Below are 17,677 nucleotides of genomic sequence, written 5' to 3' on the forward strand. Positions count from 1 at the left end.
AGTAGGTGCGATTTGCTGATATTTACGCACCCAAGTTTGTGATAAAACAAGGCAATGGGGTTGCTCGATGATGGCGCATGATATAAGCATTCAAGCCTGACTGAGCTCGCCAATCGTTTAGAAAGTTGGTACGTAACGCGGTGTATTTTTAGATGATATGATGAAGTGCATAGGACTTTATTTTTATCGGCGTGCTCAGAAAAATTTGAAGTTAAAGGAGACAAGTTGAATATTACATTCCACGGTGCTGCAAAGGGAGTAACCGGCTCCTGTCATCTTATTGAATGTGCCGGTCAGCGCATTCTCATTGATTGTGGGCTATATCAAGGTAGTCGAGAAATTATTGAAGAAAATGCTGAACCGTTTGGCTTTGACCCTGCTTCGATAGATTTTTTATTACTGACGCATGCTCATTTAGACCATTGCGGGCGAATCCCTCTGTTGGTGAAACGCGGTTTTAAAGGGGTTGTTATCACCACGGCAGCCTCATTGGAGTTGGCTCGGTTGGTTATGCTGGATTCTGCTGGCCTACAAGAAGAAGAGGCACGCTACCAACAACGTAAAGCAAAACGACAGCAAAATAGTGATAAGGACATTGAGCCGCTATATAGTATTTTGGATGCGCTCAATAGTTTAGAGTTTTTTGGCAGACAAGCCATTTACGGGCAATCTGAACAGCTAGCAGCGGGGATACAAGCAACCTTTTTTGAGGCAGGGCATATTCTGGGGTCAGCGTCTATTCTTCTGCAGCTTGAAGAGAAGGGTGCGGTTCGACGAGTGCTCTTTTCAGGTGATCTTGGTTACGGTGGACGGGCTATTTTGAACGCACCAGACAGGCCGCCAAAAGTAGACACGGTTATTATGGAAACAACCTATGGTGATAGGGTGCATAAGCAATTACAACCCTCTATTGAAGAGCTTTATGGGGTGATTAATGAAACGATAGGCCGTGGCGGAAATGTCATCATTCCGACGTTTGCGATGGAAAGAGCGCAAGAAGTGCTCTATTTTTTACGAGAAGGTATTCTTAGTAAAAAGATAAAACATTTTATTAATGTGTTTCTTGATTCACCCATGGCAATTTCTGCAACGCAAATTTTTGCGCGGCATCCTGAATGCTATAACACAGAAGCTCTAAACCTGTTTAATGAAGGCAAAGACCCTTTTGGGTTTCCAGGGCTACATTTTACGCGTGAAACGACCGAGTCAATGGCAATCAATCAGGTGAGTGGTGGTGCTGTTATCATGGCAGGATCGGGTATGTGTACGGGCGGACGTGTGCGGCATCATTTGAAACATAATTTATGGAATCGGCGCAGTAGTATTGTATTTGTTGGTTTTGCAGCTCAGGGAACGTTAGCAAGACGTATTATTGATGGTGCAAAAACAGTAAAAATATTTGGTGAAGAGATGCCTGTTCAAGCCAGTATTCATACGATTGGTGGTTTTTCTGCGCATGCTGACCAAACTGAATTAATCGCATGGCATGCAAAAACAGGGAACCCTAAAACGACGTACCTTGTTCATGGTGAAGAGAAAAGCATGAAAAGCTTTGCTGCAAAAATTCAAGCAACAGATGTGAGAATACCAACGCTGCATGAATCGTTTGAACTATAAAGACGAGCATTAGCGTTTAGGCTAGTGTATGTATGCGATAGCGATGCACTAATAAAACAAGTGGTTAATGTCGTTATATCTGCAATACTGCATGCCTGAGCAGTATTTCTAGGGATGTTAATAGCACATATAGCGGTCTATACTAATAAAAAAAATGTAAGTATGGAGGGGTGAGGGATGAGCGATAACACAGCAAGTAATGAGCAGGCAGCGACCAAGGTTAATGTCTATTTTAATTTTAGAAGTCCATATTGTTATTTAGCGTCTAAAAGTATGTTTTCTGTCGTTGATCAATACCGCGTAAAGTTTTTATGGAAACCTTTTGGCGGATGGGCCGGTCGATCATCGCCTGAGCGAGTAAAGAAGAAAATACATTTAGTACGCCAAGACGTAGCACGTAGTTGCAAGAAAATGGGTATACCATTTTCTCCACCACCGATTGAAACGGACCCAACATTGGCAGGCGCAGTCTCGTTTGCAGCGGAAAAAGAAGGCCTGTTGAAGCCTTATATCATTGAAGTGATGAGGCAAGAGTGGGCAGAAGGCCGTAATATCGGTGAAATAGATACTTTGTTTGAAGTAGCAGAAGTAATAGGCTTATCACATGAATGTGTTGAAGCAGCCAGTAGTGATGAGTCTTATCTCGTTAAAATGGATGAGAATTGGCAAGAAGCACAATCAAAAGGGGTTATTGGTGTGCCATCGTTTACGGTTGACGATCAAATCTTTTGGGGAAATGATCGGATTGATTCGTTGAAAGATCATTTGCATGACCTGAGATTGAGAAACATCTAATGGTAACAACAGAATCGTCAATAACACTTTATCAACGGCCAGATTGCCCCTTTTGTTGGAAGGTACGGTTAGTTGCTTTTGAAACCAAGCTGACCATTAGAGAAATTGTTGTTCAATTAGATAAAAAACACCCTGATGTCGTGTCTTTAAACCCAAATGCGACAGTGCCCGTTTTGGTAGACGGTGATTTGGTGATAACTGAGTCAGCACAGATTATTGAATACCTGCTTGACCAGTGTCCAGAAATACAGCTGATGCCTAGCTCGCCTAAAGCACGTGCGAAGGTCAGACAGCTACATCACTACAGTGATAGCAAATTAGGAAAAGTTCTATTTCCCTATATCAAGCAAAAACGAGATAGCCCAACACACGAAGCCAGTGCCGAGGTTAAGGAATCGACTCGGTTAGCCTGGTTTGATGAGCAGCTCATCTTATCGGAGCAATTGGGTCAGAGTGAGTTTTTTACTGGGCATTTCTCAGTGGCAGAATGCGCCTTAATACCGCGCTTTTGTTTGGCCATCACACATGGCTTAGCAATCGATGAGTCCTTCCAAAACTTACATGATTGGTATGCACGTTGTGCCGCCCGGCCCTCTTTTCTTAAAGCACTGCCTGAGCAATTTCCGGGGCTTGCTTAGGTGCTCTTGTGCGACTTACGTTTCGTCGCTGTTAACATAAGTTTAATGGTTTTCTACGAGGGGTTGTATGACAAACCTTAAGGTTATAACGGGTTTAATTTTATTGCTGTTGCTGATATCGGCATGGTTTTATTTCAGTGCTGAAGAGCCAGTGCCGGTACGCTTAGTGTCCGTTAGTAAAGGGCCAGTAGATTTAACGGTTTCTAATACTCGGGCAGGTACCATTAAAGCTTGTAACCGATCACATTTATCATTACCCACCGGTGGGCAAATTGCAGAGTTGTTTGTTAACGAGGGTGACCACGTTAAGAAAGATCAAGTGCTTATTCGACTATGGAATAAAGATCATCAAGCTCGTTTTGAAGAGGCGATTGCCAGAGTGGAAGCGGCCAAACTCACGGTAATTGAAAGCTGCCGTATGGCGAGCCTTAATAAACGTGAACATAAGCGATTAACAGGGTTAGCGGCTAAAAAACTGGTGTCTGTGGAACGTTTGGATGCTGCCGAGACGAAAGAGACTATCTCAGCGGCAAGTTGCAAGAAGGCCCAGGCTAGTAAGGACAGTGCTATTGCCGGTATGAAATTGCAACAGGCGATGATAGAGAAAACCGAATTAATAGCGCCCTTTTCGGGTGTGATTGCTGAAATTAACGGTGAAGTGGGCGAGTACATTACGCCATCTCCATCAGGTGTGGCAACGCCGCCGGCCATTGATTTAATTGGCGAAGGTTGTTTGTATGTCCAAGCCCCTGTCGATGAAGTGGATGCCTCTTCAATTCAACCGGGTATGCTTGTGCACCTGACATTAGATGCGTTTCGTGGGGAACGGTTTGAGGGAAAGGTTTCGCGAATTGCACCGTATGTAAAAGAGCTTGAAAAACAAGCGCGTACGGTAGATATAGATGTTAATTTAGTAGATAAAGAACATTATCAAAAAATGCTTATCGGCTATAGCGCCGATGTAGATGTGGTTATTGAGCAGCAGAAAAACACCCTTAGGTTACCGACAGAAACGATTATTGATGGCAATAAAGTATTGGTATATCAGGCATCTAATAAACAGTTGGCCTTAACGGAGTTTACCCCGGGCTTGAGTAACTGGCGTTATACAGAAATTAAGGCGGGCTTAACGGATACTGAGCAAGTGCTGATATCGCTTGATGTAGAAGGCGCTGTGGATGGAGCCTTAGTGACCATAGACGATGATTGAATTAGATCATTTAGAAAAAAAGTTTCAAATCGGTGATCAAGTTGTTCATGCTCTGGACGATGTTTCTTTAAAGATTGAACAAGGCGAGTATATAGCTGTGATGGGGCCGTCAGGCTCAGGTAAATCAACCTTAATGAATATTTTAGGCCTGCTTGATAGGGCTAATTCGGGTGATTATATGCTCGATGGTATTAATGTATCGACCTTAGAGGAAGCCGAGCGGACAACGTTAAGAAGTCAAAAAATTGGTTTTGTTTTTCAGTCTTATCATTTAGTACCCCGACTATCGGCACGAGAAAATATTGAGTTGCCGATGATGTTATCGGGCATCCCAGCGCAGCAACGTAAGCAGGCAGTGGATGATATTCTTGATAAATTGCACCTAATGGATCGAGCGCATCATAGCCCGAATCAATTATCAGGTGGGCAACGACAACGTGTTGCGATAGGCCGAGCAATAGTGATGAAGCCGAGCATTTTATTAGCAGATGAACCGACGGGTAATTTGGACTCAACATCTGGAGAGGGTGTGACGCAGTTGCTCGAATCACTAAACGCAGAAGGTATTACTTTAATGGTAGTAACTCATGACGCCACACTGGGTGCACGAGCGAAAAGGCAGTTGAATATGTTAGATGGGCGTATAGTTTAGCGATGTTTTGGTCAGACATTGTGGGGTTTATAACGCATGTCTTAAGTCGACACCGGTTTCGTACGATAACGTTATGGCTTGCCATTGCCATTGGTGTTGTTGCAGTTAACCTGTTAACAGCATTGGGCGAAGGAGCCAAATCATTTGTCCTTAAAGAGTTTAATGTACTCGGCCGTAATACGTTAATTGTTTTACCTGGGAAAAAAGAAACCACCGGTGGTATGCCGCCTCTGACAGGTGAATCACCAAGACCGTTGACATTAAAAGATGCTATATCAGTCTCTCGGCTATCAGGTGTAAAAGCAGTGGCGCCCATAGTGGTCGGTAATATTGAAGCCTCGTATGACGGTAAAATTCGTGAAGTATTAACGATTGGCACGAGCCGAGATTTTTTCCTTATTCGTCAATTAAAGGTATCTCAAGGTCAAATGCTACCGACTTTAGACCTCGATAAAGGCGAAGCAGTGTGCGTTATCGGCAATAAATTACGACAAGAGCTATTTCAAAATAAGCCTGCGCTTGGCGAACGGATACGGCTGGCAGACAGTCGATTTCGAGTAATAGGGGTATTAAACCAAGGCGGTACTAGTTTTGGTTTTGATATGGATGATGTGATTATTATTCCGGTCGCAAATGCACAGTCTGTGTTTAATGTAGAAGGGCTGTTTCGTTTATTTGCAGAGGTGCGGGTTTATCAACAGCTCGATAATATAAAGCAAGCCATTATAGAGCTGTTAAAAGAGCGACATGAAGGTGAAGAAGACGTTACGGTGATTTCTCAAGATGCTATGTTGACCTCGGTTCAAGAAATATTGGATATATTAACAATAGCGGTGGCAGGCATTGCCTCTATCAGCATGTTAGTCGCCGGTATTTTGATTATGAATATGATGATGATAACGGTTTCTCAGCGGGTTAAGGAAATTGGCTTACTCAAAGCATTGGGGGCAACCTCATCAACAGTACGGGTGTTGTTTTTATCTGAGGCTGGGCTGATAGCAGCAGTGGCCTCTATGTCGGGTTTAGCGTTGAGTCAGCTGATTGTTTTACTGGCGAATATATATTTTATAGAGGTCCAATTTCACTCACCTTGGTGGGCGCAAGTGGGTTCTATATTATTGGCGATATTACTGGCGCTTATATTTGCATGGTTGCCAGCCCAGCGAGCATCAATGCTTTCGCCCGTTGAAGCGCTGCAAGGTAAGCAGCAAAAGGAAGTGTCTTGAATTGGGTCGATAGTGGACGCTGGATCTTTAGCTCGGTATTGAGCTATCGGTCGAGAAGTTTATTAACGGCTTTAGGAATGGCCGTTGGCATTGTCTCGGTGACCTTGTTAACGGCTATCGGCGAAGGGGTTCAACAGTATGTGTTAGACAGTTTTTCACAGTTTGGCGCTCGAATTATTGCCATTAACCCTGGTTTAAAAGAAACGCATGGCGCTGGTGGCCTGCTGTCTTCAGTGCGACCGTTAACATTGCGAGATGCACAAGCGCTAAAGCAGTTAACGGGTGTTGAAAAGGTGGTGCCTGTGGTTCAAGGCTCGGGCGTTGTAGAGTTTAATAATCTGCAGCGCAGTGGGGTTATTTTGGGTGTCGGGCCGGATATGAGTGATGCCTGGGACTTTAAAGTGGCTCAAGGGAATTTTTTCTCCGGTAATTTGGAAGATGCGCGCTCGACAGCGGTATTGGGTTACACCATGAAAAAAGAATTGTTTGGGGATTCAAACCCACTCGGCCAGCATATTCGTGTCGGTGGTCAGCGGTTTCGGGTCATTGGCACTATTGAAAAAAAAGGCCAGATGCTTGGGGTCGATATGGACGATACGATCTATATTCCAGCGCAAAATGGTTTGCAGATGTTTAACAGAGAGTCGTTGATGGAAATTGATGTAGTGTTTTCAGCAAATGTAACATTAAAGCGCATTGAAACGCGTATTAAGGATCTTATGATTAAGCGTCACGGGCGAGAAGATGTCACGCTAACCACACAAAATGATATGTTGGAGTCAATGGGCAAAATACTCTCTATTTTAAAATTATCGGTGGGTGGGCTAGGCGCTATTTCATTGCTCGTTGGTGCAGTTGGTATTTTGGCGATTATGACAACAACGGTAAGAGAAAGAACAGCCGAAGTGGGGTTGCTCCGAGCGCTTGGTGCGGATAAAAAAACGATATTAATATTATTCTTGGGTGAGGCTGCCGTGTTAGCGTTAATGGGCGGCCTGTTAGGCTTAGTATTGCTGTTTATGCTAACCGGCTTGTTACAGCTTTTTTTACCGGGCTTACCGATAACGTTTAATTTACTTTTCTTAGGGCTGGCATTAGTGATGTCAGCAGTAATTGGCCTAATAGCCGGTGTTGTCCCAGCTGGGCAAGCGGCAAACTTAAACCCGATTAACGCACTTCATGAAGAGTAATTAATGCGCAGGCTGATGTGTCTTTAAGCGCTGAGTGAAGAGAATAATACTGATCGTTAACAGTATGTAAAAAGGATACAGGTTTTGCCAATGGTGATGATTGCCGATTAAAAACCCGGCCAGTGGAGGGCCAAATAATATCCCTGGGCCTTGGCCAGTAATAACAATGCCTATAACACGGCCTGTATCAATCGGCTTATCGGCTAAACGAGGGCTTTGGGCAAAAATAGCAGTGGGTATCATGCCTAAGAAAAACCCCAGTAAAGCCAATAGTATTAAACCCAATTGGTCTGGATAGCTTGTATGTAGCAGTAGAGTGATTACGATAGTAAGCGCGACGGCGGGGAACGTCAGCATTTTAAACCAAGGGATACCCCGATGAATGAGAAAGCCGCTGACTAAATTTCCAGGGATAATAAAAGCGGGCAAAATAGTCGTAATAAAAAGTGCGTTGCTCAAGCTAACTTGATAGGTTTCAATGAGGTATGTGGGAAGATAGGTGAGCATGCTAAAGAAGGTGCCAGTGAAACAGGTAAAAATGAGCCCCATAATAATAGCCTTATAGACAACGGACCGAGAGAGTTTCTTATGAACGGTGTCAGAGGCGGTACGTGTTGGGTCAACAAGTTTTATTGATAGTATAAGTAAGGGTAGGGCAAGAAAAAACGCCGCGCCCCACAGCCAACGCCAGTTAAAAAACTCTAAAATCACAGGGGCTAATAAAAAGGTTAGCACACTTCCCGCGGGCATCCAAAGTGCCCAAACACCCATTGTTAATCCCATATCGGAAGGTTTCGATAAATGTGAAATTAAAGTTGGTGCAGCAACAGACACAAAGATAACGGCGATGCCTTCAATGATACGGCTTAATATTAATTCGTTAGCAGAATTGATAATGATGCTAAAGCCGGCGGTAATAATAATCAGGCTTAATGCGATTTGTAACACTTTTTTGGGGCCGTACCGATGCGATAAGGCGCCAACAAATATGCCCAGTAGGACACTGGCTAAGGCAGCCGAAGACATAATCCAACCAATTTGGATAACACTCAACGGTAACTCTTTTTTTATCTCTAATAAAGCAGGGCTAGCTTTGGTAACAGTAATGGCCGACGCTATACCGGTTAGGAAGCTTAAGCAAACACCACTCCATTGGGTTTTCGTAACTGTGTTCATATTAATTGTGTTAAATAATCTGAAAGGCTAGGGGCTATTAAAAGGTAAGCCGCTGTGCCTAAGGTTAATGCGGTACAAAAAAGTGCAGAATCCAGTTTAAATCGATCAGCTAAAGCAATACCAACGATAACGGGGGGGGCAGCGGCTGTAATGCTGGTGATAATTAACACCTCACCGCTTAAGCCAACAGGAACCCCACTACTAAACGCGATGGCTGGGCTAACAATCAGCTTAATGAACATAGCTGGTATTGTCAAAAGAACATATTTAAAGCTGCTTATTTTAAAGTTTACGCCCACCATTAAAAGTAACATAGGCACAGTTGCCAGCCCCATCATTTTAAATGCCTGAATAATGCTTTCGTGCGGGATCCATTGAAAATACCGAAGGGTTAACGCTATAACGATTGCCCAAACGGGCGGCATCAGCAGTAATTCACGACCTAAATGACCACCGGCAATGCGCGTTCCAAAGTGCGCTGCAACCAGCACGGCAATTATCCAAACAAAAGGGACGGTAGCGAGCAGGTCATAAATTAATGGAATGCTGGCCATTTCAGCACCAAATAAGGCCTCAACGGCAGGCAAGGAAATCCCCATGCCATTGCCAAAACTAGCCGCTAAAACTAACGCACCGGCTTGAGGGCGGGAAATATACCCAGCACGAAGCAGCCCAGAAAATAGGATTAGGCTTAGACCCAAGCACAGGCTGATGGTGATAATGCCGGTCATGGGTACCTGATAAAGCTCTTCTTTTAGTGGCGTTGTAAGAATGATATATAAAATCAGGGTAGGTGCTAACAGGTTAACCACCAAGGCACTTAGGGTGCTTCTTAGTTGTTGTGTTGTAACACCGCCGGGTTCAAATTTATGCCAAGCCACGCCGGTGGCGAGGATTAAAACCATGGGTATTAAGCTACTCATTGAGGTTATGCTTTTCCTGCAATTTGAATGGAAGTGGCCGGTGCTTTTTCACCAACGTGCATGGCCATAACTTGATCACGAATAGACATTTCCGAATAGGTCATTCGGTCTCGTTGACGCAAGACCTCAAACCAGGACTCAGACATATACACTTCAGAAAAAAGCTGGTGGTCATTCGCATCATGAAATATTTGCCAGAAATACGCGCCATTCCTTTTGCGAATAACCCGTAATTTTTTCATTAGAGAGAGAAACTCATCTGTTTTGTCCTGAGGAATACAGTATTGAATAGACACCAAAACGGGGCCTCTATCACCGGGAACTGAGTCTTCATCAATAGCGATGGGCCATTGAGTTGTGGGAGAGGGGTCTAAGCTATCATTTGCGATGGCAAAACGGCGGCTTAACAATAAAGTGAGTAGTAGTCCAGTGGACGCGATGAATATTGAAATGCTAGAGCCATAATGGTCAGATAAGCTCCCCCATACCAAGCTGCCAAACCCCATGCTGCCGCCAAAGGTAAGCATGACAAGAGAAATGGTGCGTGCACGTACCCAGTTAGGTACGACCATTTGAGCAGATAAAATAAAAGATGAAAAACTAGAAATCCACGCGCAACCCAAAGCAACTAAGGTTAAGCCTAAGGTATACAAATTAGGTTTATAAGCGAGCAGTACCAAGGGTAAAGATAAAATGACGGTGGATAATGAAATAATTTGGTTACGTGTGAGTAAACGATGAAACCGCGGTAATAAGAACGCACCCAAAATTGTTCCCAAGCCCACGACAGCCATTGAAATACCGAAACTTTGAGCGCCCATGTTCATTTCACGAATAACAATAATGGGTAATAAAGCCCAAGAAACACTGGCGAAAAAGAAAAACATCGCACTACGGAATAATACGATACGTAATGAACGGACATTTCGTGTGTAGCGTAAACCAGCTTTAAAAGCACCCATAAATCGTTCAACGGGCAAGGCAGACTGATTATCTGGTTTTTTGGGTTTCCAAATAGCTAAGGCCACAATTAAGCCGGTAAACGAAACTGCGTTAAAGATGAAAACCCCAGTTGGGCCAGATTGAAAAATAATAAAGCCACCAATGGCCGGACCAATGGCGCGGGTAACATTGGTACTTAAGGTGTTTAAAGTAATCGCGTTTGGCAACTGTGCTCTGGGCGCAAAATCGGGCACGCTGGCTGCCCAAGCGGGCCTCATCATCGCATTGCCAGCACCTAAGGCAAAAGTAAATAGCAACAAACTTAAGGGCGTAACGGCATCAAAATAAGTACTGATCGCAAGGCCGCTTGCTGTTAGAAACAGTGCGATATGTAGGGCCAGCAACATTCGACGGTGGTCAATTAAGTCAGCCAACGTGCCGGATGGGTAGGCTAAAAATAAAAATGGTAGGGTGATGGCCGTTTGGATTAAAGCGATATAAAGGTCGGATGTTGGCATGGAAGCCATCAGCCAGGTGGTGCCAATTTCTGTCATCCAGGTGCCAACATTTGAGATGGTCATAGCGATCCACATCATCCTGAAAACAGGCGATTTAAAAGGAGTCGTTAACGAAGATGAGTTCAATGATTAGTTTGAGGCAAGTTTTATTAATAGGCGATTATAACAGGTGTTACTTATCAACTTGTTATTCGGTTATTACCGTTTAACGTTGAAATAAATAAGACGTTCTTTTGCATAAGGCAACTAACATTAACATTAAAGGCACTTCAATTAAAACACCCACAACAGTGGCTAAGGCTGCTCCAGATGAAAGACCAAACAGTATAACTGCGGTAGCAATCGCCACTTCAAAGTGGTTAGAGGCACCAATCAGTGATACCGGTGCCGCATCTTGATAAGAGAGTTTAAACAATCGAGACAAGACAAAATAACCTAACGTAAATATGAATACCGTCTGTACTAATAAGGGGATGGCTATCCATAAAATAGTTAAAGGGTTTGAAACAATAACCTCGCCTTTGAATGAAAACAGCAAAACAAGGGTCATTAACAACGCTAAGATGCTCACCGGTGTCAGCCAATGTAAAAACTTTTCATTAAACCAATCCATGCCCTTATGTTTGATGATTAATTGCCTTGAAAAATAACCACTGATCAATGGCAAGGCGACATAGATAGAAACAGAAAAAAGCATCGTTTCCCAAGGGACTGGCATTGCGTTTACATTCAGTAGTACCGTGCCTAATGGCCCATAAAGGAAAAGCATCATGAGTGAATTGATAGCGACCATCACTAATGTTAAGCCGCCGTTTCCTTTGGCTAAGTGGCTCCACATTAAAACCATGGCAGTACATGGTGCAATTCCCAGTAAAATCGTCCCAGCGATATAACTTCGCCATAACTCCACCTCCTCACCATTTACGAGGACTTCTGTACCCGGTAAAAAATCTCTAAATAAGTAGCCTAAAAAGAAATAGGAAATGGCAAACATCGTGAACGGTTTAATCGCCCAGTTTATAAATAGGGTTAATAAAACGGGTTTTGGTGTTTTTGCAGACTTAAGCACCTGAGCAAAATCTATTTTAACCATGATGGGGTACATCATAAAAAATAAGCACACAGCAATGGGGATGGAGACTTGGTAAATAGAAAAGTCATTAAGTACAGTTGCAACGCCTGGCGCAGCTTTACCTAAGAATATGCCACCGCCAATACAAAGAGCGACCCAGAGACTTAAATAACGTTCAAAAATGGATAGTTTTTTCTCTGTTACATCAGTCACAGTTATCTCCTGATTCATATCGTGAGTCTAATGGCGAGCTAAATGGTGAGGAGTTCGCACGCCGAGCCTAGCTAACAAACCCTTATGGTCATTTATAACTTAACGCCATAATGGTTTAGAGCCACCATCATAAGCCAATAACTGCCAATTGTAAGCGCAATAGAAAGGCTGAGGCTGGTGTAAAAATGTAAGCCATACCTTAACAAAAAGGGGAGGGATATAAATAAAACAAAAGATGGCAAAATAAGCCAAAAAACACTGCTTGACAGTGCGCTGACCTTATCCACATCTTTTGTGTCAATGTATAGCCAAATCATTGCTAGTACCGAAATGAGAGGCATAGATGCCAGTAAAGCGCCCATTAAAGAGCTTCGCTTTGCTAGCTCTGAGACAGCTACAATAAGAACTGTTGTGATAACAATTTTTGTTATGTAGTAGATCACTTAAGGTGCCTTTATTTTGCCTTTATAACACTTGATTGAATCGAGTCTTAAGCATTGTATCAGCTCAAGTTACTTGTAATAACATATAACTAACGGCGATATAACGCAGGAGTTTACCTGCCGTAACCAATATAAGAAACCAGAGTAAGTGAACCCTTAAAACACCGGCAATAACGGTTAACGGGTCGCCAATGATTGGAACCCATGCAAAACATAAGGAAAACAAACCGTATTTAGTAAAACGCTGTTCTGCTCGAATAAAATCAGCTTCCGACATTCGTAACCATTTTTTTATTACAAGCAAGCTAGCCCAGTAGCCTAGGGCATAGTTTGTCAGTGATCCGAGCACATTGCCTATTGTCGCAGTGATAACTAGCGTAGTGGGTGATAAACCGCTCAGTAATAAAGCATTTAAAACAATTTCTGAGCTTAACGGTAAAACTGTGGCGGCTAAAAATGCAGCAATGAAAAGGCCAAGATGTCCGAGTTCTGAAAAATAGTCCATGAGGCTTAACGGTCGAGTTAAGTGACCGCTTTAGTCATGGTAAAGGTTTCTTTGTTAGACATGTTTAACTACCAGCATTTCGCTAGCGCCTTTTTGAAACTCATACGGCACGGCACTAAGAGAAACCTCAAAACCAGATTCTTTTAAAGCAGTCATTACTGGTTTTAAATGTGGTGAAACTTGATTATCGCCTAATGAAAGTAATGGATAAACTCGAACCTCGGTGGCTATACGACAAAGCTCTTTCATCGATAGAAGGTGCTGCGCTCGATCGACATGCCCACTGTATAAAAATAAATAATGCGAACATAAGGCCAGCTCAAACGCATGATCTTTAAAAGGCAACATGGGTAGTGCAGAATTTACATAACGGCCGGATTTTTTACCGTGCTCATAGTCGTTTAAGAATATTTGCATGGCACCCATTCTAATTTTACCCATGGCCTCAACGTTTGCGATGTCTTTCCACACATAATCAATTGTATTGTTGGCAACTTGCTCCATAACCTGCGGGTAAACCGTATCAATTCTTGAGCGTATTTCCTCGGCAGTAAATTGATAGATAGGGTCTACAGACACAACCTGATCATTGGTGCGTGATAATTCGGCATTAAAGCTGGCTGGGCCATCTCCACAGCCAACAATGCTTTTTTTAAGATCAGATTCTGATAACGAAAACATGCCCCTGTATTCGCTTAACGACCTTCCCCATGGGATGACTTCAGAAAGCTGCATTATGATTCCTTTTTTGTATCGAACTTATTTTGGCAGGGTTTGCGTGTAGCAAGAAATAGACAGGTGGTTATTAATATTAATGGTGTTGTTTAGAATATAAACGATAAACCAAAGAAATTAACAGGCAGATACTCGCTGGAAACAATAATGCCATGAAATGGTATTTTAAGAATAGTAATGAGCCTAAGGTACCACCCAATATAAAGCCAATAATGATCGTTAAAAAAAGTTTTGTTTTACGTTTATCCAGTTCGTTACCTTTAACAAGCTCTCCAAGCATAATGCCTAAATCGGTGAAAATTCCTGTTAGGTGGGTGGTTCTAATGATCGCTCCACTATAGGTTGTTGCCAATGCATTTTGTAAACCGCAAGCCATCGAAGCAAAAAAATGGCCATAAAATGAGCCTTTAGTTAGCAGCAATAGGGTTACTAGTAACAAGGCAGATTCTAAAAATAATGCAGTATCGTAATGCTTTCCAAGCTTTAGCGTTGAACCATGTAATAAAAATCCAGCTATCGACGAGCCAAATAGAAATGACAATAAAATACCCAGTAAATGAAGGGTATGTTGAAAGGGCAATGTTAAAAAGCCGGTACCTAATAAGGTAGCGGTACCTGACAAGTGCGAGACTGATTGATGCTCAAAACTAAGTAATCCGACTGCATTAACAAAGCCTGCTACTAGTGCCAGAATGAAGGCACCAACTTCAACCCATTTTGGTAACGTTGAAATCAACCCTCAAAGTCCTGTGTAGTTAGTGGCTCAAACAATGGCATAAGGCAGGCGAGCGAAACTGTCATGACATTGTCTGTACCCAATTTGCGACTCCGATGGCCTCCATAATAAACTCAACCGATAAAGCGGCTAATATCATGCCCATGATTCGTGTTAAAAGAGAGGCGCCGCCGTGGCCAATTATTCTGATGATCCCGCCTGAAAAAAGAAGTAGAAGCAGCGTAATTACCAAAACAACAAGTACCGTTGCTGTAGTCATCATTTGTTCTTGAACGGTGTATATATTATTGTCCGTTATTAGGATAACCGCCAGAATTGCCCCGGGTGAGGCGGTGGCAGGAATCGCCAGCGGAAACACAGATATGTCGTGCATAGGTTCACCTGTTTTTTCGGGCGTGTTATTTGAAAAAACCATCTGTAAACCAAATAAAAATAGAATGACCCCGCCAGAAACCTGAAATGAAATAAGGCTAATTCCCATTGCGCTAAGTAAGACTTGGCCGACCAAAATGGCGCCGACTAAAATTAGCACGGTATAGACAATGGTTTTGTAGGCCGTTTTTATCCGTTCCTTGCTAGAAAGCTTTGCGGTTAGTGCAGCAAAAAGCGCCATTGTGCCTATAGGGTCGATTGTCGCCCAAATAATTAAAAAGTCGTGCAGTAATTTATCTATCATTTGTACTCGGTTTAATTGTCATCATATTTTAAATAGCCGTCGTATCTTTTTGTTTGAGTTGATGTGCTTGAAAGCAATGAATTTAACATGGAAGCACTAGGCGTACTAAATGCAATTTTAGTGGAAATCAAACGGCATAGTGGTGCGGTTAAGTTAAAGCATACAATGGTTAAGCATGGTTTGTGTGTAAATAGTTAAGCATACGGCCCATTAAGCGGTTGATTGAAAGAAACCGTTCTTCAGGTGCGGATAAAATTGTATCCTCCGTTTGAATGTATTTAGCTTCTACAAGCTCATCACCACAGTTATCGACAAGAGCTTGTGCAGATTGAAGCGTAGTTTCTAGGTGAAATTGCAAACCGATGGTCTTAGTGCCAATTTGAAAAGCTTGGTTTTCGCAAGCTTCACTTTTTGCAATGTGAATGGCACCTTTAGGTAGCGTAAAGGTTTCGCCATGCCAGTGGAATGCATTAATGTCATCGGGAAATTGGAAAACGGTGCTTAGCTTTGGTTGTATGGCCTTTACTGGAAACCACCCAATTTCTTTTTTTGGCTGTGGATAAACTTTGGCGCCCATGGCGCTGGCAATAAGTTGTGCGCCTAAACAGATACCAAGAACAGGAAGGTCTGATTTAACGGCTTTTTGTATAAATTGTTGTTCCGCTTCTAACCAAGGGTATTGTTGATGGTCGTTTACACTCATTGGCCCGCCCATCACAATAAGAAAGTCAATATCTGTTAAGTCGGGTAATGCCTCAGAATTATAAAGCTGTGTGCTGGATATGTTGTAACCCGCCTGTTGAAGCCAAGGCGCAATACTGCCCAAACCCTCAAATGGAACGTGCTGTAAGTAATGTGCTCGCATGGTGTTCCTTACCTTTTTATGCCAACGTCTTTAAATAAGGGCGAAAAAAAATACGGCGAAGGGGCGTTGAGCTTATCCATCTGCATGAACAGGTGATGTTCCATTATTTTTGCGAGTTAAGTGTAAGAAAACACCCAGCGAAGCGAGTAATAAAGCAGTGCTTGTAATAATCGCTACGGGGTAATATAAATTACCAGCCAGTTCTAACTGGCTATATTTAATCACCATAATTAACGCCTCTAAAGACAGCGCAATACAAACCGTTCCAATAAATCTTGGAATGGTTCTACGTAAACTTTCAACAGCATCTTCATGTTCTTCTTCGCCGGAATACTCTTTATTAATGACCAAGGCGAGTTCAAAAACAGCTAAAGCGATAATCCCTGTATTAACTCCGCTCAAAAATATTTGCATAATATCTTTGCCTGCAAGAATGCCTTGAATAATTGTTTGCGCGAGCGAAAAAATGATAGCTAAAGCCATCCCAAAAAATATAAAAGTAAAGAGTTTTGCAACAAGAAAACGCATGATATGGCTGATGTCTTTTTTCATTTAAAACTTCCTATGACATTTAACGACCGCGCTTAGTGACTGTGCTATGTTGCTTGGTCAGATTAATTTATTGGTGAGTTGGCCCCCATTTATACCGCAGTGTAGTCACTATTTAAATATTTGTTAGCATTTTAATAATGCTTATATTGCTTTAAACCTAATGGTCAGATTGTGCAAAAAAGGCCCCGTTTAGATAAACACAGCAAGGTGCGATTTTTACAGAGTAACTTCATGGTTTATGTCGTTATTATTAAGCCTAACATACCAAACATAAAGCCCAAAACGGCTCCCATGGGTGGTGCCCAATGTTTTTCTAAAGCCACTTGTGGCGCCAAGTCTTGAAATATTGAATAAAGAATGCCCCCAGAGGCGAAAAGCATAATACCAGCGATAATAACTATTTCGTCAGACAACCAAAGATAACCGCTCACTCCAGCAATCGGGCCAAGCAAGGCCATCACAGCAAAGGTAATGATAATTTTATAAGGCTTATAAATAGCTGTGGCGTTTAATTCGCGATAGGCATTAAAGCCTTCTGGCATATTTTGTAAAGCGATTAAGCCAGCCAGTAACAGGGCGTTGCTACTGCCCGTTGCAAAGGCTGCTCCTAACGCTATGGATTCAGGAATAAAATCAGACAGCATAGCGGCTAATTGACTTGCTGAAGTGTTGGTTTTTTTAAGATAAATATCAAGAAATAAAAAACTGAAGCCACCCATTAGCAAGCAAAGGCAAGCAGACAATGGGGGCAGTACCTCTATACTTTCGGGGACTAAAACAAAAGCAACTGCGGATAATAATGCGCCTGCTCCAAAAGCGATCACACTGTGCCTGAGCTCTTCTTCTAACCATTTGTTTGCAATTTTTTCAAAGCAGGCAATAGCAGCGCCCAAGGCCATCGCTAGCCCAGCGAATAAAGTTGAGGTAATAACAGTCAATAAAGAATCCATTCACCAAAAGAGCGAATCTTTATTGCACTGTTTTCTAAACAGC

The 17,677-nt window shown here is 42.6% G+C and carries 19 protein-coding genes; 7 read left to right on the top strand and 12 right to left on the bottom strand.

Annotated features, from left to right (window positions below; genetic code table 11):
• The first annotated feature begins 225 nt into the window (after window positions 1-225).
• From CYCPU_RS0100535 to CYCPU_RS0100565, 7 genes are all read left to right on the top strand, one after another.
• A complete protein-coding gene (locus CYCPU_RS0100535) occupies window positions 226-1,617 on the top strand; it encodes an MBL fold metallo-hydrolase RNA specificity domain-containing protein (RefSeq protein WP_020161639.1) in 1,392 nt (463 codons plus the stop codon).
• A 177-nt stretch (window positions 1,618-1,794) separates the two neighbouring features.
• Window positions 1,795-2,412: a 2-hydroxychromene-2-carboxylate isomerase gene (locus CYCPU_RS0100540; protein WP_020161640.1), complete on the top strand. Its 618-nt coding sequence runs from the start codon at window positions 1,795-1,797 to the stop codon at window positions 2,410-2,412.
• Window positions 2,412-3,050, top strand: a complete 639-nt coding sequence (locus tag CYCPU_RS0100545; protein ID WP_020161641.1) for a glutathione S-transferase family protein — start codon at window positions 2,412-2,414, stop codon at window positions 3,048-3,050. Before CYCPU_RS0100540 ends, CYCPU_RS0100545 begins: the two co-directional genes overlap by 1 nt.
• 67 nt (window positions 3,051-3,117) lie before the next feature.
• Window positions 3,118-4,260 (top strand): efflux RND transporter periplasmic adaptor subunit, encoded by a 1,143-nt coding sequence (locus CYCPU_RS0100550; RefSeq protein ID WP_020161642.1) that lies wholly within the window; start codon window positions 3,118-3,120, stop codon window positions 4,258-4,260.
• Window positions 4,253-4,912 carry an ABC transporter ATP-binding protein gene (locus CYCPU_RS0100555; protein ID WP_015004922.1) on the top strand — a complete coding sequence of 220 codons (660 nt, stop codon included), beginning with the start codon at window positions 4,253-4,255 and terminating at the stop codon, window positions 4,910-4,912. The genes CYCPU_RS0100550 and CYCPU_RS0100555 overlap by 8 nt, the downstream gene beginning before the upstream one ends.
• Before the next feature lie 2 nt (window positions 4,913-4,914).
• Window positions 4,915-6,138, top strand: coding sequence for an ABC transporter permease (locus CYCPU_RS0100560; protein WP_020161643.1), 1,224 nt, complete (start codon window positions 4,915-4,917; stop codon window positions 6,136-6,138).
• On the top strand, window positions 6,135-7,328 hold the full coding sequence (locus CYCPU_RS0100565; RefSeq protein ID WP_020161644.1) for an ABC transporter permease: 1,194 nt from the start codon (window positions 6,135-6,137) through the stop codon (window positions 7,326-7,328). The genes CYCPU_RS0100560 and CYCPU_RS0100565 overlap by 4 nt, the downstream gene beginning before the upstream one ends.
• Here CYCPU_RS0100565 and CYCPU_RS0100570 read toward each other — a convergent pair whose 3' ends face one another.
• From CYCPU_RS0100570 to CYCPU_RS0100625, 12 genes are all read right to left on the bottom strand, one after another.
• Window positions 7,329-8,504 carry an MFS transporter gene (locus CYCPU_RS0100570; RefSeq protein WP_020161645.1) on the bottom strand — a complete coding sequence of 392 codons (1,176 nt, stop codon included), beginning with the start codon at window positions 8,502-8,504 and terminating at the stop codon, window positions 7,329-7,331.
• Entirely contained in the window at window positions 8,501-9,427 is a 927-nt protein-coding gene (locus CYCPU_RS0100575) for an AEC family transporter (RefSeq protein WP_016390320.1), read from the bottom strand. Before CYCPU_RS0100575 ends, CYCPU_RS0100570 begins: the two co-directional genes overlap by 4 nt.
• 5 nt (window positions 9,428-9,432) lie before the next feature.
• Window positions 9,433-11,013 carry an MFS transporter gene (locus tag CYCPU_RS0100580; RefSeq protein ID WP_073024102.1) on the bottom strand — a complete coding sequence of 527 codons (1,581 nt, stop codon included), beginning with the start codon at window positions 11,011-11,013 and terminating at the stop codon, window positions 9,433-9,435.
• 79 nt (window positions 11,014-11,092) lie between these two features.
• The gene (arsB, locus tag CYCPU_RS0100585; RefSeq protein WP_016390322.1) at window positions 11,093-12,172 is read right to left on the bottom strand and encodes an ACR3 family arsenite efflux transporter; all 1,080 of its coding nucleotides are present in this window, start codon (window positions 12,170-12,172) and stop codon (window positions 11,093-11,095) included.
• Window positions 12,173-12,264: 92 nt separating this feature from the next.
• Window positions 12,265-12,615 (bottom strand): DUF3147 family protein, encoded by a 351-nt coding sequence (locus CYCPU_RS0100590; protein WP_020161647.1) that lies wholly within the window; start codon window positions 12,613-12,615, stop codon window positions 12,265-12,267.
• A gap of 64 nt (window positions 12,616-12,679) precedes the next feature.
• On the bottom strand, window positions 12,680-13,120 hold the full coding sequence (locus tag CYCPU_RS0100595) for a YqaA family protein (protein ID WP_020161648.1): 441 nt from the start codon (window positions 13,118-13,120) through the stop codon (window positions 12,680-12,682).
• A gap of 54 nt (window positions 13,121-13,174) precedes the next feature.
• Window positions 13,175-13,855 carry a hypothetical protein gene (locus CYCPU_RS0100600; RefSeq protein ID WP_026362534.1) on the bottom strand — a complete coding sequence of 227 codons (681 nt, stop codon included), beginning with the start codon at window positions 13,853-13,855 and terminating at the stop codon, window positions 13,175-13,177.
• Window positions 13,856-13,931: 76 nt separating this feature from the next.
• Window positions 13,932-14,591, bottom strand: coding sequence for a YoaK family protein (locus tag CYCPU_RS0100605; protein WP_020161650.1), 660 nt, complete (start codon window positions 14,589-14,591; stop codon window positions 13,932-13,934).
• Between the two features lie 61 nt (window positions 14,592-14,652).
• Window positions 14,653-15,267 carry a MarC family protein gene (locus tag CYCPU_RS0100610; RefSeq protein WP_016390327.1) on the bottom strand — a complete coding sequence of 205 codons (615 nt, stop codon included), beginning with the start codon at window positions 15,265-15,267 and terminating at the stop codon, window positions 14,653-14,655.
• Between the two features lie 169 nt (window positions 15,268-15,436).
• On the bottom strand, window positions 15,437-16,132 hold the full coding sequence (locus CYCPU_RS0100615; protein WP_020161651.1) for a type 1 glutamine amidotransferase: 696 nt from the start codon (window positions 16,130-16,132) through the stop codon (window positions 15,437-15,439).
• Between the two features lie 72 nt (window positions 16,133-16,204).
• Window positions 16,205-16,684, bottom strand: coding sequence for a hypothetical protein (locus CYCPU_RS0100620; RefSeq protein ID WP_015004935.1), 480 nt, complete (start codon window positions 16,682-16,684; stop codon window positions 16,205-16,207).
• 236 nt (window positions 16,685-16,920) lie between these two features.
• Window positions 16,921-17,634, bottom strand: a complete 714-nt coding sequence (locus CYCPU_RS0100625) for a ZIP family metal transporter (protein ID WP_020161652.1) — start codon at window positions 17,632-17,634, stop codon at window positions 16,921-16,923.
• Between the last annotated feature and the right edge of the window lie 43 nt (window positions 17,635-17,677).

The organism is Cycloclasticus pugetii PS-1 (assembly GCF_000384415.1).
GTDB lineage: Bacteria > Pseudomonadota > Gammaproteobacteria > Methylococcales > Cycloclasticaceae > Cycloclasticus > Cycloclasticus pugetii.

Excerpts from the sequence above, each read along its gene's own strand:
- CYCPU_RS0100610 (WP_016390327.1), bottom strand. The coding sequence starts at position 15,267 with ATGATAGATAAATTACTGCACGACTTTTTAATTATTTGGGCGACAATC.
- CYCPU_RS0100540 (WP_020161640.1), top strand. The coding sequence starts at position 1,795 with ATGAGCGATAACACAGCAAGTAATGAGCAGGCAGCGACCAAGGTTAAT.
- CYCPU_RS0100595 (WP_020161648.1), bottom strand. The coding sequence starts at position 13,120 with ATGGACTATTTTTCAGAACTCGGACATCTTGGCCTTTTCATTGCTGCA.
- CYCPU_RS0100575 (WP_016390320.1), bottom strand. The coding sequence starts at position 9,427 with ATGAGTAGCTTAATACCCATGGTTTTAATCCTCGCCACCGGCGTGGCT.
- CYCPU_RS0100615 (WP_020161651.1), bottom strand. The coding sequence starts at position 16,132 with ATGCGAGCACATTACTTACAGCACGTTCCATTTGAGGGTTTGGGCAGT.
- CYCPU_RS0100550 (WP_020161642.1), top strand. The coding sequence starts at position 3,118 with ATGACAAACCTTAAGGTTATAACGGGTTTAATTTTATTGCTGTTGCTG.
- CYCPU_RS0100570 (WP_020161645.1), bottom strand. The coding sequence starts at position 8,504 with ATGAACACAGTTACGAAAACCCAATGGAGTGGTGTTTGCTTAAGCTTC.
- CYCPU_RS0100555 (WP_015004922.1), top strand. The coding sequence starts at position 4,253 with ATGATTGAATTAGATCATTTAGAAAAAAAGTTTCAAATCGGTGATCAA.
- CYCPU_RS0100620 (WP_015004935.1), bottom strand. The coding sequence starts at position 16,684 with ATGAAAAAAGACATCAGCCATATCATGCGTTTTCTTGTTGCAAAACTC.
- CYCPU_RS0100625 (WP_020161652.1), bottom strand. The coding sequence starts at position 17,634 with ATGGATTCTTTATTGACTGTTATTACCTCAACTTTATTCGCTGGGCTA.
- CYCPU_RS0100560 (WP_020161643.1), top strand. The coding sequence starts at position 4,915 with ATGTTTTGGTCAGACATTGTGGGGTTTATAACGCATGTCTTAAGTCGA.
- CYCPU_RS0100600 (WP_026362534.1), bottom strand. The coding sequence starts at position 13,855 with ATGCAGCTTTCTGAAGTCATCCCATGGGGAAGGTCGTTAAGCGAATAC.
- CYCPU_RS0100545 (WP_020161641.1), top strand. The coding sequence starts at position 2,412 with ATGGTAACAACAGAATCGTCAATAACACTTTATCAACGGCCAGATTGC.